14 protein-coding genes are annotated in these 17,681 nt (G+C 62.4%); 4 read left to right on the plus strand and 10 right to left on the minus strand.

What is annotated here, in order from left to right:
• Positions 1-88 precede the first annotated feature (88 nt).
• Positions 89-589, minus strand: a complete 501-nt coding sequence (locus ACQK2M_RS05510) for a ferritin-like domain-containing protein (protein ID WP_223478124.1) — start codon at positions 587-589, stop codon at positions 89-91.
• Positions 590-1,376: 787 nt separating this feature from the next.
• Here ACQK2M_RS05510 and ACQK2M_RS05515 point away from each other — a divergent pair.
• The 4 genes from ACQK2M_RS05515 to ACQK2M_RS05530 all read left to right on the plus strand — a co-directional run bounded on the left by ACQK2M_RS05515 (position 1,377) and on the right by ACQK2M_RS05530 (position 5,604).
• On the plus strand, positions 1,377-2,498 hold the full coding sequence (locus ACQK2M_RS05515; RefSeq protein ID WP_425416983.1) for an ABC-three component system protein: 1,122 nt from the start codon (positions 1,377-1,379) through the stop codon (positions 2,496-2,498).
• A gap of 127 nt (positions 2,499-2,625) precedes the next feature.
• Positions 2,626-3,977 (plus strand): IS3 family transposase gene (locus ACQK2M_RS05520; protein ID WP_425416286.1). Its coding sequence is split into 2 segments (ribosomal slippage): positions 2,626-2,962 and positions 2,962-3,977, totalling 1,353 coding nucleotides; the frame shifts between segments, so codons are not numbered across the junction.
• 137 nt (positions 3,978-4,114) lie between these two features.
• Positions 4,115-4,582 carry a hypothetical protein gene (locus ACQK2M_RS05525; protein WP_425416984.1) on the plus strand — a complete coding sequence of 156 codons (468 nt, stop codon included), beginning with the start codon at positions 4,115-4,117 and terminating at the stop codon, positions 4,580-4,582.
• Between the two features lie 314 nt (positions 4,583-4,896).
• Positions 4,897-5,604, plus strand: a complete 708-nt coding sequence (locus ACQK2M_RS05530) for a hypothetical protein (protein WP_425416985.1) — start codon at positions 4,897-4,899, stop codon at positions 5,602-5,604.
• 95 nt (positions 5,605-5,699) lie between these two features.
• Here the strand turns inward: ACQK2M_RS05530 and ACQK2M_RS05535 are convergent, their stop codons facing one another.
• From ACQK2M_RS05535 to ptsP, 9 genes are all read right to left on the minus strand, one after another.
• Positions 5,700-6,542, minus strand: a complete 843-nt coding sequence (locus ACQK2M_RS05535; protein WP_425416986.1) for an AAA family ATPase — start codon at positions 6,540-6,542, stop codon at positions 5,700-5,702.
• Positions 6,543-6,767: 225 nt separating this feature from the next.
• The gene (locus ACQK2M_RS05540; protein ID WP_425416987.1) at positions 6,768-7,649 is read right to left on the minus strand and encodes a 3-hydroxybutyryl-CoA dehydrogenase; all 882 of its coding nucleotides are present in this window, start codon (positions 7,647-7,649) and stop codon (positions 6,768-6,770) included.
• A 90-nt stretch (positions 7,650-7,739) separates the two neighbouring features.
• Positions 7,740-8,108, minus strand: a complete 369-nt coding sequence (locus ACQK2M_RS05545; RefSeq protein WP_425416988.1) for an MmcQ/YjbR family DNA-binding protein — start codon at positions 8,106-8,108, stop codon at positions 7,740-7,742.
• 33 nt (positions 8,109-8,141) lie between these two features.
• Entirely contained in the window at positions 8,142-9,566 is a 1,425-nt protein-coding gene (locus ACQK2M_RS05550; RefSeq protein WP_425416989.1) for a L,D-transpeptidase family protein, read from the minus strand.
• Positions 9,567-9,719: 153 nt separating this feature from the next.
• Positions 9,720-12,326 (minus strand): ATP-dependent chaperone ClpB, encoded by a 2,607-nt coding sequence (gene clpB, locus ACQK2M_RS05555; RefSeq protein WP_425416990.1) that lies wholly within the window; start codon positions 12,324-12,326, stop codon positions 9,720-9,722.
• Positions 12,327-12,526: 200 nt separating this feature from the next.
• The gene (locus ACQK2M_RS05560; RefSeq protein ID WP_223478133.1) at positions 12,527-13,195 is read right to left on the minus strand and encodes a DUF4167 domain-containing protein; all 669 of its coding nucleotides are present in this window, start codon (positions 13,193-13,195) and stop codon (positions 12,527-12,529) included.
• A 283-nt stretch (positions 13,196-13,478) separates the two neighbouring features.
• Positions 13,479-14,351, minus strand: a complete 873-nt coding sequence (gene prmC, locus ACQK2M_RS05565; RefSeq protein WP_425416991.1) for a peptide chain release factor N(5)-glutamine methyltransferase — start codon at positions 14,349-14,351, stop codon at positions 13,479-13,481.
• The gene (gene prfA, locus ACQK2M_RS05570) at positions 14,348-15,421 is read right to left on the minus strand and encodes a peptide chain release factor 1 (protein WP_425416992.1); all 1,074 of its coding nucleotides are present in this window, start codon (positions 15,419-15,421) and stop codon (positions 14,348-14,350) included. Before prfA ends, prmC begins: the two co-directional genes overlap by 4 nt.
• Before the next feature lie 23 nt (positions 15,422-15,444).
• Positions 15,445-17,664: a phosphoenolpyruvate--protein phosphotransferase gene (gene ptsP, locus ACQK2M_RS05575; protein WP_425419986.1), complete on the minus strand. Its 2,220-nt coding sequence runs from the start codon at positions 17,662-17,664 to the stop codon at positions 15,445-15,447.
• Positions 17,665-17,681: the final 17 nt, after the last annotated feature.

Consider the following 17,681-nt stretch of genomic DNA (forward strand, 5'->3'; position numbering starts at 1 on the left):
GTCAGTGTTTTGGGAGGAGGGGCGGCCGCGTCTCGAATGGGGCCGCACAAAATCTCGTACGGCCCCGTTTGCCAGGTGCGGACAGAATTCAGGCGGCGGCGTCCTTGTTGACTCCGCCCTTCACGGCGATCGCTGTCATGCGGCGATCGCCGTCATAGGTCTGATCGAGGCACTTCTTCAAAACCGCCGCGTCACCGTCCAGGCCGAGGCGGTTGGCGAAGGCGGCCAGTGTGCCGTAGCCAGCAAGCGCATAATGGACCATGCGCTGATATTGCGGGATGATGGCGGCGTCGCGCACGTCGGCGTCCGTGATCTCGTCGGACAAGCCATGCTTGCGCGCTTCTTTCACGAGGCCTTCCATACCCTTGCAGTGCTCCGCATTCGGCTTGATGCCGTGGTCGTTGCACAGCTTTTCGATTTCGGCGATGCCATCGGCAATACCGTTGCCGCCATCGATCAGCGCCTCGGACAATTCCTCGTCCTGGGCGGCGCGGCCCAGTTCGGTCACGACGGGCAGGGACTGGGTGTTGGCGCTCCAGATGTCCTGAAGCTGGTCGAGGTAAATGTCCTTGAGCGAATTCATTGTCATGTCGGACTCCTTTGGTCTGGTCAGTCCCCCAACGACCAGCGCTACGGAAAGTTCCTCTCGTCGATCTGGCTTGCCTGTATCCTGTTGCCCGCCCGAGGCGTCGCACTGACCGTCAGATTACTGCGCCTGGCTGCGTTCGCAGTCCTTGCGCATACAGCCAACAGCACCGCCGAGTCCCCCTCCTGCCTTCGCGGGTTTTTGTCCGCCGCACCGGACACCCCGCCACAATAGCCCGAACCCTTGGCGGAGACACATGGCATGGCTTTCAACCGGGCGCTTCTGCACCCTTCGGCGAAGACACTCGACGCCGGGCTATCTGAGCTCCATCGAGTTCGAGGATAAAATCATGCTGGCCTACACTCGTGTCAGAAAAGCCGGCAGCGGGCCATTCCGGCGACGGTGCTCGAAGAGCGACTGGCCGGCCGGCCAAATCTCTACGGACAGCTGGCTATGCCCGAAAGCGGATGAGGTCAGTGATTTGGGAGGAGGGCTAGTCGCGTCTCGAATGGGGGCGGGAGGCGACGGGAGGGTTTCGTACACCGAATGAGGTAAGCTGACACTCGCCTATAGCTCAAGCTTTGACGCTTTCGGCCTATTACGAAGATTCGGCTTCTGGCGACAAAAGTTGCGGGCGAAGCATGTTGTTCTAACCTCAAAAGAACAAGTGTGATGTTACTCAAGTGACGTTGCGCGGCGCTAAACTCATGTTTATCAGTGAAATAAGAAGTAAATATTCTAAGAGATTACGCGCAAATTAATGCCTCTTGGCTCGCGAGGAATATGAGCGATGGATGACGCTCCAATCCCCATTTCGACTCTCGACAATCCGACCAAGTGGCCATTGGCGAATGCTAGATTATTGGGCCTGGGTGCAGGCCTTCCGGTTAATCCGCTAGACCGCCTGGCAAACTTCAGTGCCGACGAGTTTGAGCGGTTTACACTCGAATGGGCCGATGGCTTCCTGCGCCAGAAGCTCTCCGGTGTGACCGACATTCAGCAACGCGGCGGCGCCGGCGATAAGGGACGCGATATCGTTGTCTGGTTCGGTGCACCGGGGTCACCTGAGCGCCATTGGCACCTGTATCAGTGCAAGCGATATGGCACGGCGCTCGGCGTCAATAAAGGCATTGGGGAGATCGCAAAGGTTCTTTTCTATGCGTTCCGGGGTGACTACACGCTGCCGTCCGAATACTGGTTTGTTACCCGGAAAGGCGTCACAGGCGAATTTCAAGACCTGATCGACGAACCGACAAAACTGCAAGGCTACTTGATTGCCAACTGGGACGCGCATTGCGCATCTGCGATCACTTCAAAGAAAGCCGTAAAGCTAGAAGGTGAGTTTGCTGACCACGTCGCCAAAGTGGACTTCAGCTTCATCCGTGTTAAACAACCACTCGATATCATCAACGAACACGGCCAAACGCCCTACCACCGTGTAGTTTTTGGCGCTCCTTTGATCGACCGGCCGCCGCCGCCCACGCCGCCATCGGAGGTGGATGAAGCCGAACAAGGCTATGTTGGTGAGCTCTTCAAAGTGATCGGTGAGATGACCGGTTCGGACGTTTCTTGTGAGGGTGATTTCGCAACATATGCGCAAGCGAGAGGCCTTTTTGAGCGCTCTCGGATGACGTTCTACAGCGCGGAAGGCTTGAAGGAACTGGCTCGCGACGGAATGGCCGACGCCTCCTTCTTTGATCAACTACTTGGTGAATTTCGCCATGGTCTCTACTACACCTACAGCGCACCCGCAGCTTCTGGATATATTCGCCTAAGCGAAACCGTCAAAGCCGCGCAGACTCAGCAGGTATCGAGTTCAGCCCTCAAAGACCACATAAATTCGCCTGATCGGGAAGGCCTGTGCCATCACCTGGCGAACAACGGTGATGTGAAATGGTGCGATGATGTCTGATCGTGCAGTCGCTACCCCAGCATCACTTGATGGCCATCGACTGTCCGGGTTCAGCACCAATGAGACAATTTCGGCTTAACGGATAGAGGAGGATTTCTGGCTCATCGTAGCCCTTCAAGGAGCGAAGATGAGACGGAAATCCGGGACACAGAAGGAGCCGGCGGAAAAGGTCATCAAGGACATCCGCCGTGCAACCCGCAAACATTATTCGGCGGAAGAGAAGATCCGCATCGTGCTGGAAGGCTTGCGCGGTGAGGAGTCGATTGCCGCGCTGTGCCGGCGTGAAGGCATTGCCGAGAGCCTCTATTACAATTGGTCGAAAGAGTTCCTCGAAGCCGGCAAGAAGCGGTTGGCCGGCGACACCGCGCGGGCAGCCACCAGTGACGAGGTCAAGCATCTGCGTCGCGAGGCCCATGATCTGAAAGAGGTCGTCGCCGAGCAGGCGCTGGAACTGCGGCTGCTTAAAAAAAGCATGATCGCGGATGGGGGCGACGACGAATGAGATATCCCGCCTCCGAGAAGCTGGAGATCATCCGGCTCGTCGAGCAGTCGCATCTGCCGACCAAGCGCACGCTGGACAAGCTCGGCATTCCCCGCTCGACCTTCAATCGCTGGTATGACCGCTTTCTCACCGGCGGCGTCGATGCGCTGGAAGATCGCAAGCCTCAGCCCGGGCGGGTCTGGAACCGCATTCCCGACGACATCCGAGAAAATATCATCGACCTTGCGCTTGATGAGCCGGAGCTGTCACCGCGCGAACTGGCGGTGACGTTCACCGACACGCGAGGCTACTTCGTCTCGGAATCCTCGGTCTACCGCCTGCTCAAGGCGCAGGATCTGATCACCAGTCCAGCCTTCATCGTCATCAAGGCTGCCGATGAGTTCCATGACAAGACGACCGCGCCGAACCAGCTGTGGCAGACCGACTTCACCTATCTGAAGGTCATCGGCTGGGGCTGGTTCTATCTGTCGACCATCCTCGACGATTACTCGCGCTACATCATCGCCTGGAAGCTATGCACCACGATGAAGGCCGGGGATGTCACCGACACGCTGGAACTCGCCCTGCAGGCATCGGGTTGCGACAACGCCAAGGTGATGCAACGTCCACGGCTCTTGTCAGACAATGGTCCATGTTACGTCGCCGGCGAACTGGCCGATTGGCTCTCCGGCATTGGGATGGAGCACACCCGCGGTTCGCCTTGCCATCCCCAGACCCAGGGCAAGATCGAGCGATGGCACCAGACGTTGAAAAACCGCATCCTGCTCGAAAACCACTTCCTGCCGGGTGCTCTCGAAACGCAGATCGACGCCTTTGTCGATCATTACAATAACCGGCGCTACCACGAGAGCCTCGGCAATCTCACACCGGCCGACGTCTACTTCGGACGCAGCCAGACCATCCTGCAGACAAGAGAAAGGATCAAACGCGAAACTATCAATCAACGGCGCTTGCTGCATCGCAAGGCCGCCGCTTAGAATGAAATCCTGATGGGCCAGAGCCTCCACTAGATCAGGCCGCCGAACTGCTCAAAACCTCTGACGACGGACAGCAAGTCTGGGCACCAATCGATTCGGCGTCAGTTCTCAAGCTATGCCGAACGATAGAGCAGGTCTTGCAGGAATGGTCATGGCCTAAGGATGTGAGGGTCGAATTCGACGAAAAAGCCTACGATCTCAAGGTCAACGGCAAAGCCAGAAAGTCCCATGGTAAGGGGTTTCGCGCGGTTCTCAACTCCGCACTTGCGATTGGAGTACTGAGGTATTGCCATGAGCATCAGAAGCCGCACCCCCAGTTTGTTGTGCTCGACTCCCCCCTAACGACTGTTAAGCAGCGCGACGTTGAGGCACCATCGGAGGGCGACAAAGCAGATGCACAGAGCATCAATCAAACCATCGAGCCTTTGTTCTGGGACAGCATATCAAAGACAGCACATGATATTCAGGTTATTATCCTCGATAACAAGGAGCCGAGTTCTGAATTGGCTGACGAGCTTAATCTCCAGCTTTTTGCTGGACCCACGGCTGGGCCAGAAGAGCGTGCCGGGTTTATTCCTGAAGGGGACGCTTTGGCTTCCGATTAAGGCTGCGCTTATAGGTCAGCTTTCCGCCCGTTATAGCCTTCAATAAGGTATTGAATGGCTGCTTTCGGGAGGCTCACATTTGAACTTGAATGGCGGGAATGTGGGCGCAATTCTGCCGATGGCACGGTCGCGTCCCGCGCCCTTCCGCTCCACCCTCACAGGCGACAACCCGTACCCCGGTGGAAGCGCTTCCTTGCCCACCCCACCAAAACCCCTTTTGCCACCCCCATTCCCCCCTCCGGCCTTCGTGTTTTTTATCCACCGCCCCGGACACCCCGCCACAATAGCCCGAACCTTTGGCGGAGACACATGGCATGGCGTTCGACTGGGCGCGCGCGATCGAGAAGAACCGTGACGATCTGATCAGTGTCGTCACGACGCTCTTCGTCATGGCGGGAATCCGCACGGGGAAAACGGTCACCGTGTTGCCGCGGTTCATGCATCGGCGCATCCTCGGCCTGTTGCGCCCGGCGGAATATGCCGCGCGGCGGCTGATCCTCATGGCGGCCTGCAAACTGGTGGTGACTGCCGCTCCACTCGCCACTGCGTCGCGGGGAAGCCGGCAAGCGGGCAGCGTCGCCGGAGGGAGCGGGACGGGAGGCGAGCCTGCCGATCCCGCGCAAGACGATGCCATTCCGGCCTTTTCGCTGTTCGACCCGTTCAAGCGTCCCGCCTATCCGTGGATCGAGCCCGGGGATCTCGTCACCACCGCCGTCGATGATGCCGGGGACTGGCCGCCGCCCGGCGAGCCGGTTGGCGCGGGCTGCCTCTGCCGCCGGATCAGGGCGCTGGAAGGGGCGTTGCAGGACCTGGAGGGCGCGGCGCTGCGGCTTGCCCGCTGGCGCGCGCGGCGATACCGCAATCCCGCATCGTCCGCGACGATGAGCCGGGCTCGCCCCCGACGCTGGAGCGTCCTGCGGCCGGGCCGTCCGCCGGGCTGGAAGCGCAGGCCGAAGACACAAGTCGAGGCGGTGCTGCACGAGTGTCATTCCCTCGCGCGCGAGGCGTGGAACACGTCATGATATCGCGCGCATGGTTTTCGGTTTGCCCGAACGCCCGCCCGGGAACGGTGCGCGGCGACGGCGGCGCTTGCCGGAGATCCGCGACCGGCTTTGCGTTACCCGCCGCGCTGCCGTGCCAGAAACGCCAGCCGCTCGAAGAGATGCACGTCCTGCTCGTTCTTTAAAAGCGCGCCATGCAGCTTGGGCAGCGCGTTTTTCGCGTTGCCGCGCAGGGTTTCCGGCTCGACATCGTCGGCGACGAGCAGGCGGATCCAGTCGAGCACTTCCGAGGTCGACGGCTTCTTCTTCAGCCCGGCGACCTCCCGGATTTCGTAGAACTGTGTCAGCGCGGCATTGACGAGGGTCTGCTTGATGCCCGGATAATGCACGTCGACGATCGCCTGCAGCGTCTGCATGTCCGGAAACTTGATGTAGTGGAAGAAACAGCGGCGCAGGAAGGCGTCGGGCAGTTCCTTCTCGTTGTTGGAGGTGATGATGACGATCGGGCGGTGCTCGGCGCGGATCGTCTCGCCGGTCTCGTAGACGAAGAACTCCATGCGGTCGAGTTCCTGCAGGAGATCGTTCGGGAACTCGATATCCGCCTTGTCGATCTCGTCGATCAGCAGCACGGTCTTTCGGTCGGCGGTGAATGACTCCCAGAGCTTGCCGCGCTTGATGTAGTTGGAGATGTCCTCGAAACGCGGATCGCCGAGCTGCGAATCGCGCAGGCGCGACACGGCGTCATATTCGTAAAGGCCCTGCTGGGCTTTCGTCGTCGACTTGACGTGCCATTCGATCAGGTCGAGGCCGAGCGCGGAAGCGACCTGCCTGGCGAGTTCGGTCTTGCCGGTGCCGGGTTCGCCCTTCACGAGCAACGGCCTTTCGAGCCGGATCGCGGCGTTGACGGCGACCGTCAGGTCTTTTTCGGCGACATAGGCTTCGGTGCCTTCGAACAGCATGCGGATATCCTCTGTTGTCACCGACCGTCATATGCATCGTGGCGTCGGCGGGCAAGCGCTGCGCCGGAGACCGGTCTGTGCAAAATCGCACAGTCTGGATCGGGCCGCTTTGCTAGACCGGGCTTGCCGGGGGCGGGGGCGCACCCACCTTCGGTGGCGGGAGGTCTCGCGGCCGTTCTTGTTGCCCCACGAACCAAGCGGGGCCTCCCATTAGATCCTGGAAAATCAGCGCGTCGGAACCGGCGTTTCGCCCCGGTAATCGTAGAAGCCGCGCCCGGTCTTGCGGCCGAGCCAGCCGGCTTCGACATATTTCACCAGAAGCGGACAAGGCCGGTATTTGGAATCCGACAGCCCGTCATGCAGCACCTGCATGATGGACAGGCAGGTGTCGAGGCCGATGAAATCGGCAAGCTCCAACGGGCCCATCGGGTGGTTGGCGCCGAGCTTCATCGCCGTGTCGATCGCTTCCACCGAGCCGACACCCTCGTAAAGCGTGTAGATCGCCTCGTTGATCATCGGCAGAAGAATGCGGTTGACGATGAAGGCCGGGAAATCCTCCGAAACGGTCGTCGTCTTGCCGAGCGTCGCCACATAGGCTTTCGAAGCCTCGTAGGTCACGTCTTCGGTGGCGATGCCGCGCACCAGTTCGACCAGCTTCATGCGCGGGACCGGGTTCATGAAATGGATGCCCATGAACCGTTCCGGCCGGTCGGTGGAGGCCGCGAGCCGGGTGATCGAGATCGAGGAGGTGTTGGAAGCCAGCATGGCCTCGGGCTTGAGCACCGGGCACAGCTTCGAGAAAATCTCGCGCTTGACCGCCTCCTTCTCGCTCGCCGCCTCGATGACGAGGTCGCAATCGGCGAGGTCTTCGAGTTTCCCGACGGGCACGATCCGCGCGGCAGCGGCTTCCGCGTCGGCCTTGTCCAGCTTGCCGGTATCGACCATCCGGTCCATCGCCTCGACGATCTTCGCCTTGCCGGCTTCGGCGTTTTCGAGCGAGATGTCGTTGAGTTTCACATCATAGCCGGCCGTCGCGCTGACCTGCGCGATGCCGCAGCCCATCTGGCCGGCGCCGATGACGCCTATCATCTTGATATTTCCCGTCATTTTCTTGTCTCGCAGAGTTGTCGCCGCTGTTTTTCCTTATTCTGCGATTGCTGCGCTGCAATGTAAACAAGGAATGTTGCGGTGCGATACCTACCGAGACTGGTCGAACCCGAGTTGCCGACGCAGCTTGCGGGTGAGCTTTTCGGCGACGATGCGATGGCTTTCGCGCAGGTAATCCTTCAGCGCATCGTCATCCATCGAGTCGCCGGACACGCGCTGGATCCAGGTCATCCCGCGCGACGCCAGATAGGGTGCCGGCCGTAGCCCCGGCTGTTCGCGGAGGATGTCGAAGGCGAGCTCGCTCACCTTGAAGGTGATCGCCAAATCTTCGCCCGCGCTCCAGCCGGCGATGGCGAAGACCTTGCCGCCCACCTTCCAGACATGCGCGTCGCCCCACTGCACGACATGGGTCGTGGCCGGAAGGCCGGCGCAGAATGTGTTGTAGGCGTCGAGGTCCATCCCGGGAACGCTAGACGATGGCGGCAGGCAAGCCTAGTCGATGAATTCGACGGTGACGCCCTTGGTGACAAGCCTTGCCAGTTCTGCCGCGTCCCAGTTGGTCAGGCGCACGCAGCCATGCGAGTTCGTCTTGCCGATACGGTCGGGTTCCGGCGTGCCGTGGATCCCGTAAGTCGGCTTCGACAGGGCGATCCAGATCGAACCGACCGGGCCGTTGGGGCCGGGCGGGATCGTCAGCACCATGGTGTTCGTACCCTGAACGAAGTTCACCTTCGGATTGTAGGTGTAGTTGGGATCTATGGCGACGCGATCGACTTGCACCAGGCCGGACGGCGAGGGGGTGTCGGACGAGCCGATGGTGGCTGGATAGGCAGCGATCAGACGCCCCGCCTCGTCATAGGCACGCACCTGTTCGTTCGCCTTGTCCGCCTCGATATGGGCGACGGAACGCTCGACGTTCTGGCCGACCGCGACGACGCGGATGGTCGTCCCGGCGCGGTAGAAATTCACATCGGGATTGAGCTGTTCCAGATAGTTCTGTGCCATGTGGAAGCGTTCCGCCAGCATTTCCGCCGGCGAGGTGAAGGACATGGCGGGCATCTTCGCCTTTTCGGCGTAGTCGGTCGGGATGGACTCGGCGAACGGGCCGGCGACGTCCTCGGGCGTGATGACATATTGCGCGAAGGCCGGGCCGCCGGTGCGGTCGAGTTCCGCATCCAGCGTCGCTTCGTCCGTCACCGTATAGGCCACGCCGGTCACCTGGCTGGCAGCCGCGACGGCTTTCCTGACATTGCTGCCCATCTGGCCGTCGATCACGCCGGGCGAATAGCCGAGACGGTCGAGCAGGACCTGGAGCTTGACGACGACCGGTCCTTTCGAAGGGATGTTCGGTTCCGGGCGAGGCATGGCGGCGGTTTTGGTATTTGCCGCCGGCGTTTCTCCGGCATCGGGGGCCGGGACCACCCGGGGCTGCGGCACCTGCGCATCCGGCGGAGTTATCCGTGCGGGTGCATCCGGGTTCTGCTCCGCCAGCAATTCATCGAGGCTACGGATACGCGAATTTCCGTCGCCGGGCGATCTTTCGTCGAGTGGCGCGCGCTCCACCGTTTCGGGGGCCGGGATCGGGTCCGCGGTTCCCGGGAAGTTCCGGGGCTGCGGCGGCGTCTGCGGTGCGGGCGGGAAATCGTTGCTGTCGTCGCGCGGGGTCGCGGCAAGCGGCGGGAGGACGCGCTCCAGCAGTCCCTTCAAGGGCTGCGGCTCTTCCACGGCAATGATGCGATTGGTCTGCCGGTCGAAGTAGACGCGACGGCCATGGCTGTCGACGAAGAAACCGACATCCGATTGCGCGACCTGGTATCGGGCGGCTTCCGGCGGCGCGCCTGCGGTTTCGGCATGGACGGACATGGTGGCTGCCGCTGCCGTGATCGAGAGCAAGCCGAGGAGGACGAGGCGTTTCATTGGGGGATTCCCGGGACCATGAAAAAACGGTTCACGCGACATGAATGTCCCGCAAGCGAATCTGTCCCTTCATTACCCAGAATTTTATACAATGTGGGCATGAAAATGGCCGACCCGGCCGATTTTGGCCGGGTCGGGATGGTGATCGCAGCCTTACGCGGCCTGATCCTGCTGGACGGCGGCGGGCCGGAAATTCAGCCGGTCCGAGCCTTCCAGAACATTGACGGTCGAGCCGTCCAGGATTTCGCCGGACAGGATCATCTCGGCGAGCGGGTCCTGCACCTCCTTCTGGATCACACGCTTGAGCGGGCGTGCGCCATAGGCGGGGTCGTAGCCCTTTTCGGCGAGCCACTGCATGGCGGCGTCGTCCATCTTGAGCGTGATCTTGCGATCGGCCAGAAGATCCTCCAGCCGGCGCAGCTGGATCTTGACGATCCGGCCCATCTCCGCCCGCTTCAGCCGGTGGAACAGGATGACCTCGTCCACGCGGTTGAGGAACTCCGGTCGGAAGGACGCACGGACAACGCCCATCACCTCGTCGCGAACGCTGTCGGTGTCCTGATTCTCGCCGAGATTGACGAGATATTCCGCGCCGAGATTCGACGTCATGACGATCAGCGTGTTCTTGAAGTCCACCGTGCGGCCCTGGCCGTCAGTCAGGCGGCCGTCATCGAGCACCTGCAACAGCACGTTGAAGACGTCCGGATGAGCCTTCTCGATCTCGTCGAACAGGATCACCTGGTAGGGCCGTCGCCGGACCGCCTCGGTCAGGACGCCGCCTTCCTCGTAGCCGACATAGCCGGGAGGTGCGCCGATCAGGCGCGAGACGGAGTGCTTCTCCATGAACTCGCTCATGTCGATGCGCACCATGGCGTTCTCGTCGTCGAACAGGAAGTCCGCGAGCGCCTTGGTCAGTTCCGTCTTGCCGACGCCGGTGGGGCCGAGGAAGATGAACGAGCCGATCGGCCGGTTGGGATCCTGCAGGCCGGCGCGGGCACGGCGGACCGCCTTGGAGACGGCCTGAACGGCCTCGCCTTGGCCGACGACACGCTCGGCCAGCTCGTCTTCCATCCGCAACAGCTTGTCGCGTTCGCCCTCGAGCATCTTGTCGACGGGCACGCCCGTCCAGCGCGAGACGATGTGGGCGACGTGATCCGGCGTGACGGTCTCCTCGACCATCGAGCCCGCATCGCCTTCGCCGCGCTGTTCGGCTTCGGTGAGCTTTCTTTCCAGATCGGGGATCAGGCCATAGGCCAGTTCGCCGGCTTTCTGGAACTCGCCCTTGCGCTGGGCCGTGGCAAGCTCGTTGCGCGCCTCGTCAAGCTGACGCTTGAGGTCGGCGGCGGTGCCGAGCTTTTCCTTCTCGGCCTGCCATGTCGCCGTCAGGCTGTCGGATTCCTCTTCGAGCCCTGACAGTTCCTTTTCGAGTTTCGAGAGGCGATCCTTCGAGGCATCGTCCTTTTCGCGCTTCAGCGCCTCACGCTCGATCTTGAGCTGCATGATGCGCCGGTCGACCTCGTCGAGCGCCTCGGGCTTGGAGTCGACCTGCATGCGCAGGCGCGACGCGGCCTCGTCGACAAGGTCGATCGCCTTGTCGGGCAGGAAGCGGTCGGTGATGTAGCGGTTCGACAGGGTCGCTGCCGAAACCAGAGCGGAGTCGGAGACGCGCACCTTGTGGTGCTGTTCGTATTTCTCCTTGAGGCCGCGCAGGATCGAAATCGTGTCCTCGACCGTCGGTTCCTCGACGAAGACAGGCTGGAACCGGCGGGCGAGCGCGGCGTCCTTTTCCACATGCTTGCGGTACTCGTCGAGCGTGGTCGCGCCGACGCAGTGCAATTCGCCGCGCGCAAGAGCCGGCTTCAGCAGGTTGGACGCGTCCATCGCGCCGTCGGCCTTGCCGGCGCCGACAAGCGTGTGCATCTCGTCGATGAACAGGATGATCGAACCGGCTGCCGACTGCACTTCGTTGAGAACGGCTTTCAGGCGTTCCTCGAACTCGCCGCGATATTTGGCGCCTGCAATCAGCGCGCCCATGTCGAGCGCCATCAGCTGCTTGTCCTTCAGGCTCTCCGGCACATCGCCATTAACGATACGCAGCGCCAGGCCCTCGGCGATGGCAGTCTTGCCGACGCCGGGCTCGCCGATCAGAACAGGGTTGTTCTTGGTGCGGCGCGACAGGACCTGGATCGTCCTGCGGATCTCGTCGTCGCGACCGATCACAGGGTCGAGCTTGCCGTCGCGGGCATCGGCCGTCAGGTCGCGCGCATATTTCTTCAGCGCGTCATAGGACTCTTCGGCAGACGCGCTGTCGGCGGTGCGGCCCTTGCGGATGTCGTTGATTGCCTGATTGAGCCCGGTCGGCGTGACGCCGGCCTTGGAGAGGATTTCGGCGGTCTTCGCCGATTTCTCCATCGCCATGGCAAGCAGGAGCCGCTCGACCGTGACATAGCTGTCGCCGGCCTTCTTGGCGATTTCCTCGGCGGTGTTGAGCACCTTGGCGAGCGGCTGGGCCATGTAGAGCTGGCCGTTGCCGCCCTGCACCTTCGGCTGGGCGTTGAGCGCCGCCTCGATAGCGAGACGGACATCCTTCGCCTTGCCGCCGGCGCGTTCGATCAGCGACGCGGCCAAGCCCTCGGAATCGTCGACGAGCACTTTCAGAAGGTGCTCTGGCGTGAATTGCTGGTGGTCCTGCCCAAGCGCAAAAGTCTGGGCGGACTGGATGAAACCGCGAACGCGGTCGGAATACTTCTCTAAGTTCATTTTGGTCTCCAATCGTCCGGGCAGCCTCTCCTGAGCACTGGCCGGTTCATCTTTGACGGGTTCCCGCAAGCGGCAAACCACTGGTCCAGACGGATATGGTGACTGACGACCTCGAAAAAAAGGGGAACCGGGGGACAAAGAAAAACCCGCCTCGCGCGAACGAAGCGGGTTCTTGAAATTTACGTATTCCCGGTGCGGGATCAGGCCTCGGCGGCTACCGATTCACCGTTTCCGGCGGCTTTTTCCTCGGCTGGCTTGTCACCGGCGCTTTCGCCATCGGAAGACGTTTCTTCCTTCGTGCGGCGCGGTTTGCGCGGTCGGCGCGGCGCGCTGCGGCGCGCCTGGCCCGATGCGGCCTGTTCCTGTTCCTCAAGGGTAACTTCGACCGGCGTTTCGCCGATTACCGGCTGCGGCGCCTCGGAAGCATCCTGCCCGTTTTCACGGGCATCGCCGTTCGGCTTGGAGTCGGCTGACTGTTTTTCGCGGCCGCGGCGCTTTTCCTGCTTCTCGCGGTTATCGTCGTCATCCGATCCGTTGTCGGCGTTGTTGTCGCCACTGTTGTCGCCGTCCTGATCGTCGGACTGGCCGCGTTCCTCACGTTGCGCCTGCATCTGGGCCTGCGCCGCCATGATGATGCGGTTGTAGTGTTCGGCGTGTTGCAGATAGTTCTCCGCCATCACGTTGTCGCCGGACGAAAGCGCGTCTCGGGCGAGCGTGGCGTATTTGTCGGCGATTACCTGCGCGTTGCCGCGGATCTTAACGTCCGGGCCGTTGCTCTCGTAATTGCGGGAAAGCGGATTTTGGTTACGCCGATTGCCCCCGCCACTGTTGCGATTGCGCTGGCGGCGACCTTGCTGTTGTGGTCTCATCAGACTCTCATGTTGTCATTACAGTGCTTACAGATTGCGCGTTGCGCCGGATCGGTCCGGGCCAAAGCTTCCCCCTACTTTGCCCGGGCATACAAATTGTGTGTGTGCGTGCCTGTAGCCGATCTCGCACAATAGTCGGCGGTAGGCGGGTGTCCGCACGGTAACGTCAGTTTTTCCGTAGGGTGTCGGACTGGTGGCTTGGTTGAAACATGCCACTGTCTTTAGGTAGCGTTCCATTGCTGCATTGCCAAGTGATTTTTTCACTACAGCCAGCAAGTTTTTGTCATTTCACAAAAAAAAGTGTCCGATCATGGCCCGAATAGTCCTTTCGTTCGCCTGTCTGGCGAAATCCCGAGGACCGAAAGAGATTCGTTACCGGTAATTTCTGGTCATGGCCGATTTCGACGCCGAGCGCACCGTTTTCGGTCAGAAACGATCCGGCTTGACTGGCCAGCAACCTGTAGGCGGACAAGCCGTCATGTCCGCCATCGAGGGCCGGCAACGGATCGTGATCGCGCACATCCGTGTCGAGTTCGGCGATATCGGCGCTCGGGATATAGGGCGGATTGGACACGATCAGGTCGAAGGAGCCGGTAATCGCCTCGAACCAGTCGGACCAGACGGTTTCGAAGCGGTCGGCAAGGCCGCATGCTGCCGCATTGGCGTCCGCCGCTTCCAGCGCTTCGCGCGAGACGTCGGCCCCGACCGCCACGGCCTGCGGCACACAGGACAGGAGCGCCAGCGCTATCGCCCCGGTACCGGTACCGAGGTCGAGGATCCGGCAGGTGCCGTTGCGCGCGGCGGTATCGGTGACGAAAGGCAAGACCAGGTCGACAAGGGTCTCGGTATCCGGGCGTGGCACCAGCGTCGACGGATTGAGCTTCATCGGCAGGCCGTAGAATTCCCTTTCCCCGATGATTCGGTGGACGGGCTCGCGGCGCAGCCGGCGCTCGACAGAGGTCTCGAACCGTTCAATGGCGTCGGGCAGGACGATCCGGTTCGCATCCGTGATCCGGTCGAGCACGGTGAGCCCGGTCGCATGTTCGAGCAGAAGGCTCGTGTCGAGATCGGCGGTCTCGATGCCGATATCGGCAAGCCGGCGCCTTGCGTCGCGAAACAGGCTTTCGACGGAGCGCGGCGCGACGGATGCGTTCACGCGAGTTCCTCGGTCAAGAGCTTCGCCTGATGGTCGGCGATCAGCGGGTCGATGACATCGTCCAGTTCGCCCTCCATCACGCGGTCGAGCTTGTAGAGGGTCAGGTTGATGCGATGGTCGGTCAGGCGGCCCTGCGGGAAATTGTAGGTCCGGATGCGTTCCGACCGGTCGCCGGAGCCGACCTGCAGCCGGCGCGATTCGGCGCGCTCGTCCGCGGCCTTCTGGCGCTCCGCGTCATAGAGGCGCGCGCGCAGGATTTCCATGGCGCGGGCCCGGTTCTGGTGCTGCGATTTCTCGGACTGCAAAACGACGATACCGCTCGGAATATGCGTGATGCGCACTGCGGAATCGGTCGTGTTGACGTGCTGGCCGCCTGCGCCCGAGGCTCGCATCGTGTCGATGCGGATATCCTGGTCGCGGATTTCGACATCGACGTCCTCGGCCTGGGGCAGAACCGCGACCGTGGCGGCGGAGGTGTGGATGCGTCCGCCCGCCTCGGTTTCGGGCACGCGCTGGACCCGGTGGACGCCCGATTCGAATTTCAGGCGCGAAAAGACGCCGCGTCCCGAAACCATGGCGATGATTTCCTTGTAGCCGCCGGCGTCGCCCTCGGAAGCCGAGATGACCTCGACCTTCCAGCCGCGGCCGGACGCATAGCGCTCATACATGCGAAACAGGTCGCCGGCGAACAATGCCGCTTCCAGCCCGCCGGTACCGGCGCGGATTTCCAGGATGGCGTTCTTGGTGTCGGCCTCGTCCTTGGGCAGGAGCAGGATCTGGATTTCCTTTTCCAGACCCTCGATCTTCTCCTCGACCTCGGGCAATTCCGTTTCGGCCAGCATCCGCATCTCGCCATCCGTCTCCTTGTCGGCAAGGAGCGTGTTCAGGTCGTCGCGTTCCGACGTCGCTGCGGTGTAGGCGCGGATCTTGCCGACGATTTCCTCGAGTTCGGAATATTCGGAGGCGAGCTTCACATAAGTGTCGCTGTCAGGGCCGCTCGCCATCTGGCTTTCCAGCATGGCGAAACGCTTGACCATCTGGTCCATCTTGTCGGCGGGAAGTTCAATCATGGCGCGGTGCGCTGGTCATGCTCTCAGCTGTAGGGGATGGCGTTGGTGTCCGCAAAATCGCGGATCATCGGAAGCATATCGGACGGACCGCGATCATTTTCAATCGCCGCGTCGAGCGTGGCGGTCAGCGCGGCGAGGTCCGTGGCGAGCAGGGCGGCCTTGACCGGTCCGATCGCTGCGGCTGACATGGACAGGTCGCGGATGCCGATGGCGGCCAGCGCCAGGGCGCTGAGCGGACGGCCCGCAAGCTCGCCGCACAGCGTCAGGGACGTGCCATGCGCCTCCGCGGTCCGGGCAACCGTGCGCAGGGCGCGCAGGAACGGTCTCGACAGCGGTTCGAACCGAGCGGCGATCTGCGGATTGCCCCGGTCGCTGGCGGTCAGGAACTGGAACAGGTCGTTGGAGCCGATCGAGACGAAGTCGACCGAGCGCATCAGCGCGTCGAGATCGAACAGAAGCGACGGAACCTCCAGCATCGCGCCGAGCCTAAGCCGCGTCGGCAGGCCATGGCCGAAGCGCGACAGGTGCTGGACCTCGCGATTGACGATGGCGCGGGCCTGCTCGATTTCGCCGACTTCGGTGATCATCGGCAGCATGAGCCGCAATTCGCGCCCCGCCGACGCCTTCAGGAGCGCGCGCAATTGCGTGCGGAAAATGCCGGGCCGGTCGAGCGAAAGGCGGATGGCCCGCCAGCCCAGCGCCGGATTTTCCTCCTGCGGGCCACTTCGGAAATAGGGAAGGATCTTGTCGCCGCCGATATCGAGCGACCGGAACGTCACCGGCTTCTTGCCGGCGGCCTCGATGACGCTTCTGTAGAGCGTTTCCTGCGCCTCGGCGCGCGGGAAGGCCTCGGCGATCATGAACTGCAGCTCGGTGCGGAACAGGCCGATGCCCTCGGCGCCGGATTCGTCGAGCTGCGGCAGGTCGACGAGCAGTCCGGCGTTCATGTGCAGATGGAAGTCGAGGCCGTCCTTGGTGACGGACGGCTTGTCGCGCAGATCGCGATATTCCTGCTGGCGGCGGGCGCGAAAGCGTACTTTCTCGGCGTAGGCCAGTTCGACGTCGCTTTGGGGACGCAGGTGGACATCGCCCGACAGGCCATCGACGATGATCGCGTCGGCGTTTTCGGACAGGGCGACGATGCCCTTGGCCTGGCCGACCACCGGTATGCTCATGGCGCGCGCGACGATGACCACATGGCTTGTGGCGGCGCCGTCCTCGAGCACGATGCCGCGCAGGTTCTTGCGCGGATAATCGAGCAACTCGGCGGCGCCCATGGTGCGCGCGACCAGGATCGTGTCGGGCGGCAGCTTCTCCTCGCGGCTGGCTGTGTCCTCGCCAAGCAATTCGCGCAGCAGGCGATTGGCGAGGTCGTCGAAATCGTTCATGCGCTCGCGCAGATAGGGATCACTGACGGCGGTCAGCCGCGCGCGCATGTCGCTCTGCACCTTCTCGACGCTGGCTTCGGCCGTCAAGCCGTTGCGGATCGCTTCCTCGAGGCGGCGCACCCAGCCCTTGTCGTGGGCGAACATGCGATAGCTTTCCAGCACGTCGCGATGCTCGCCCTCGAAGGCGATCTCGCGGCGCGACAGCATGTCGTCGATGGTCAGCCGCAGGGAACTGAGCGCCGAGGCCAGCCGCTCGATCTCGGTGTCGCTGTCCTCGTTGAACAGGTTGGTGACGACGATGCGGGGTTCGTGCAGCACGACATGGCCGAGGCCGATGCCTTCGGCCAGTGCGCGGCCGTTCGAGGTCACTGAGCGTGTCAGGTCGAGTTCGATGCCGGCGGTCGAGAGACGCTTCAGGTCTCCGGCGGCGATCAGTTCGCCGAGCACCATGGCGGTCGTTTCGAGGGCTTCCACCTCGTCGTCGCCATAGGCGCGATGCGCCTCGTTCTGGACGACGAGAACGCCGAGCGTCCGGCCGGCGCGCAGGATCGGCACGCCGAGGAACGAGTTGTAGACCTCCTCGCCGGTCTCCGGGAGATATTCGAAGGCGGGGTGCTTCTGGGCCTCGGCCAGGTTGAGGGGGCGCGCCGCCGAGGCGATCGTGCCGACAAGGCCCTGGCCGAGGCGCAGGGCGGAGTTGTGGACCGCGGTCGGGTTTAGGCCGATCGTCGCGTAGAGTTCGAGAACGCCGTCGGCGCGCAGCACATAGGCGGAGCACACTTCGGCGACCATGTTCTGGGCGATCTGGCGCACGATCCGGTCGAGCCGCTCCTGCGGCTCCATCGGCTCCGCCATGATCTCGCGGAGCCGCT

This window comes from Oricola indica, from assembly GCF_965227485.1.
In the GTDB taxonomy this organism is placed as follows: Bacteria; Pseudomonadota; Alphaproteobacteria; order Rhizobiales; family Rhizobiaceae; genus Oricola; species Oricola indica.

Bases quoted from the DNA above. Each gene is read 5' to 3' on its own strand.
- ACQK2M_RS05540 (WP_425416987.1), bottom strand. From the start codon at position 7,649: ATGACGGGAAATATCAAGATGATAGGCGTCATCGGCGCCGGCCAGATG.
- ACQK2M_RS05535 (WP_425416986.1), bottom strand. From the start codon at position 6,542: ATGCTGTTCGAAGGCACCGAAGCCTATGTCGCCGAAAAAGACCTGACG.
- ACQK2M_RS05530 (WP_425416985.1), top strand. From the start codon at position 4,897: ATGGCGTTCGACTGGGCGCGCGCGATCGAGAAGAACCGTGACGATCTG.
- prfA (WP_425416992.1), bottom strand. From the start codon at position 15,421: ATGATTGAACTTCCCGCCGACAAGATGGACCAGATGGTCAAGCGTTTC.
- clpB (WP_425416990.1), bottom strand. From the start codon at position 12,326: ATGAACTTAGAGAAGTATTCCGACCGCGTTCGCGGTTTCATCCAGTCC.
- ACQK2M_RS05550 (WP_425416989.1), bottom strand. From the start codon at position 9,566: ATGAAACGCCTCGTCCTCCTCGGCTTGCTCTCGATCACGGCAGCGGCA.
- ACQK2M_RS05510 (WP_223478124.1), bottom strand. From the start codon at position 589: ATGACAATGAATTCGCTCAAGGACATTTACCTCGACCAGCTTCAGGAC.
- ACQK2M_RS05515 (WP_425416983.1), top strand. From the start codon at position 1,377: ATGGATGACGCTCCAATCCCCATTTCGACTCTCGACAATCCGACCAAG.
- ACQK2M_RS05560 (WP_223478133.1), bottom strand. From the start codon at position 13,195: ATGAGACCACAACAGCAAGGTCGCCGCCAGCGCAATCGCAACAGTGGC.
- ptsP (WP_425419986.1), bottom strand. From the start codon at position 17,664: ATGGCGGAGCCGATGGAGCCGCAGGAGCGGCTCGACCGGATCGTGCGC.
- ACQK2M_RS05545 (WP_425416988.1), bottom strand. From the start codon at position 8,108: ATGGACCTCGACGCCTACAACACATTCTGCGCCGGCCTTCCGGCCACG.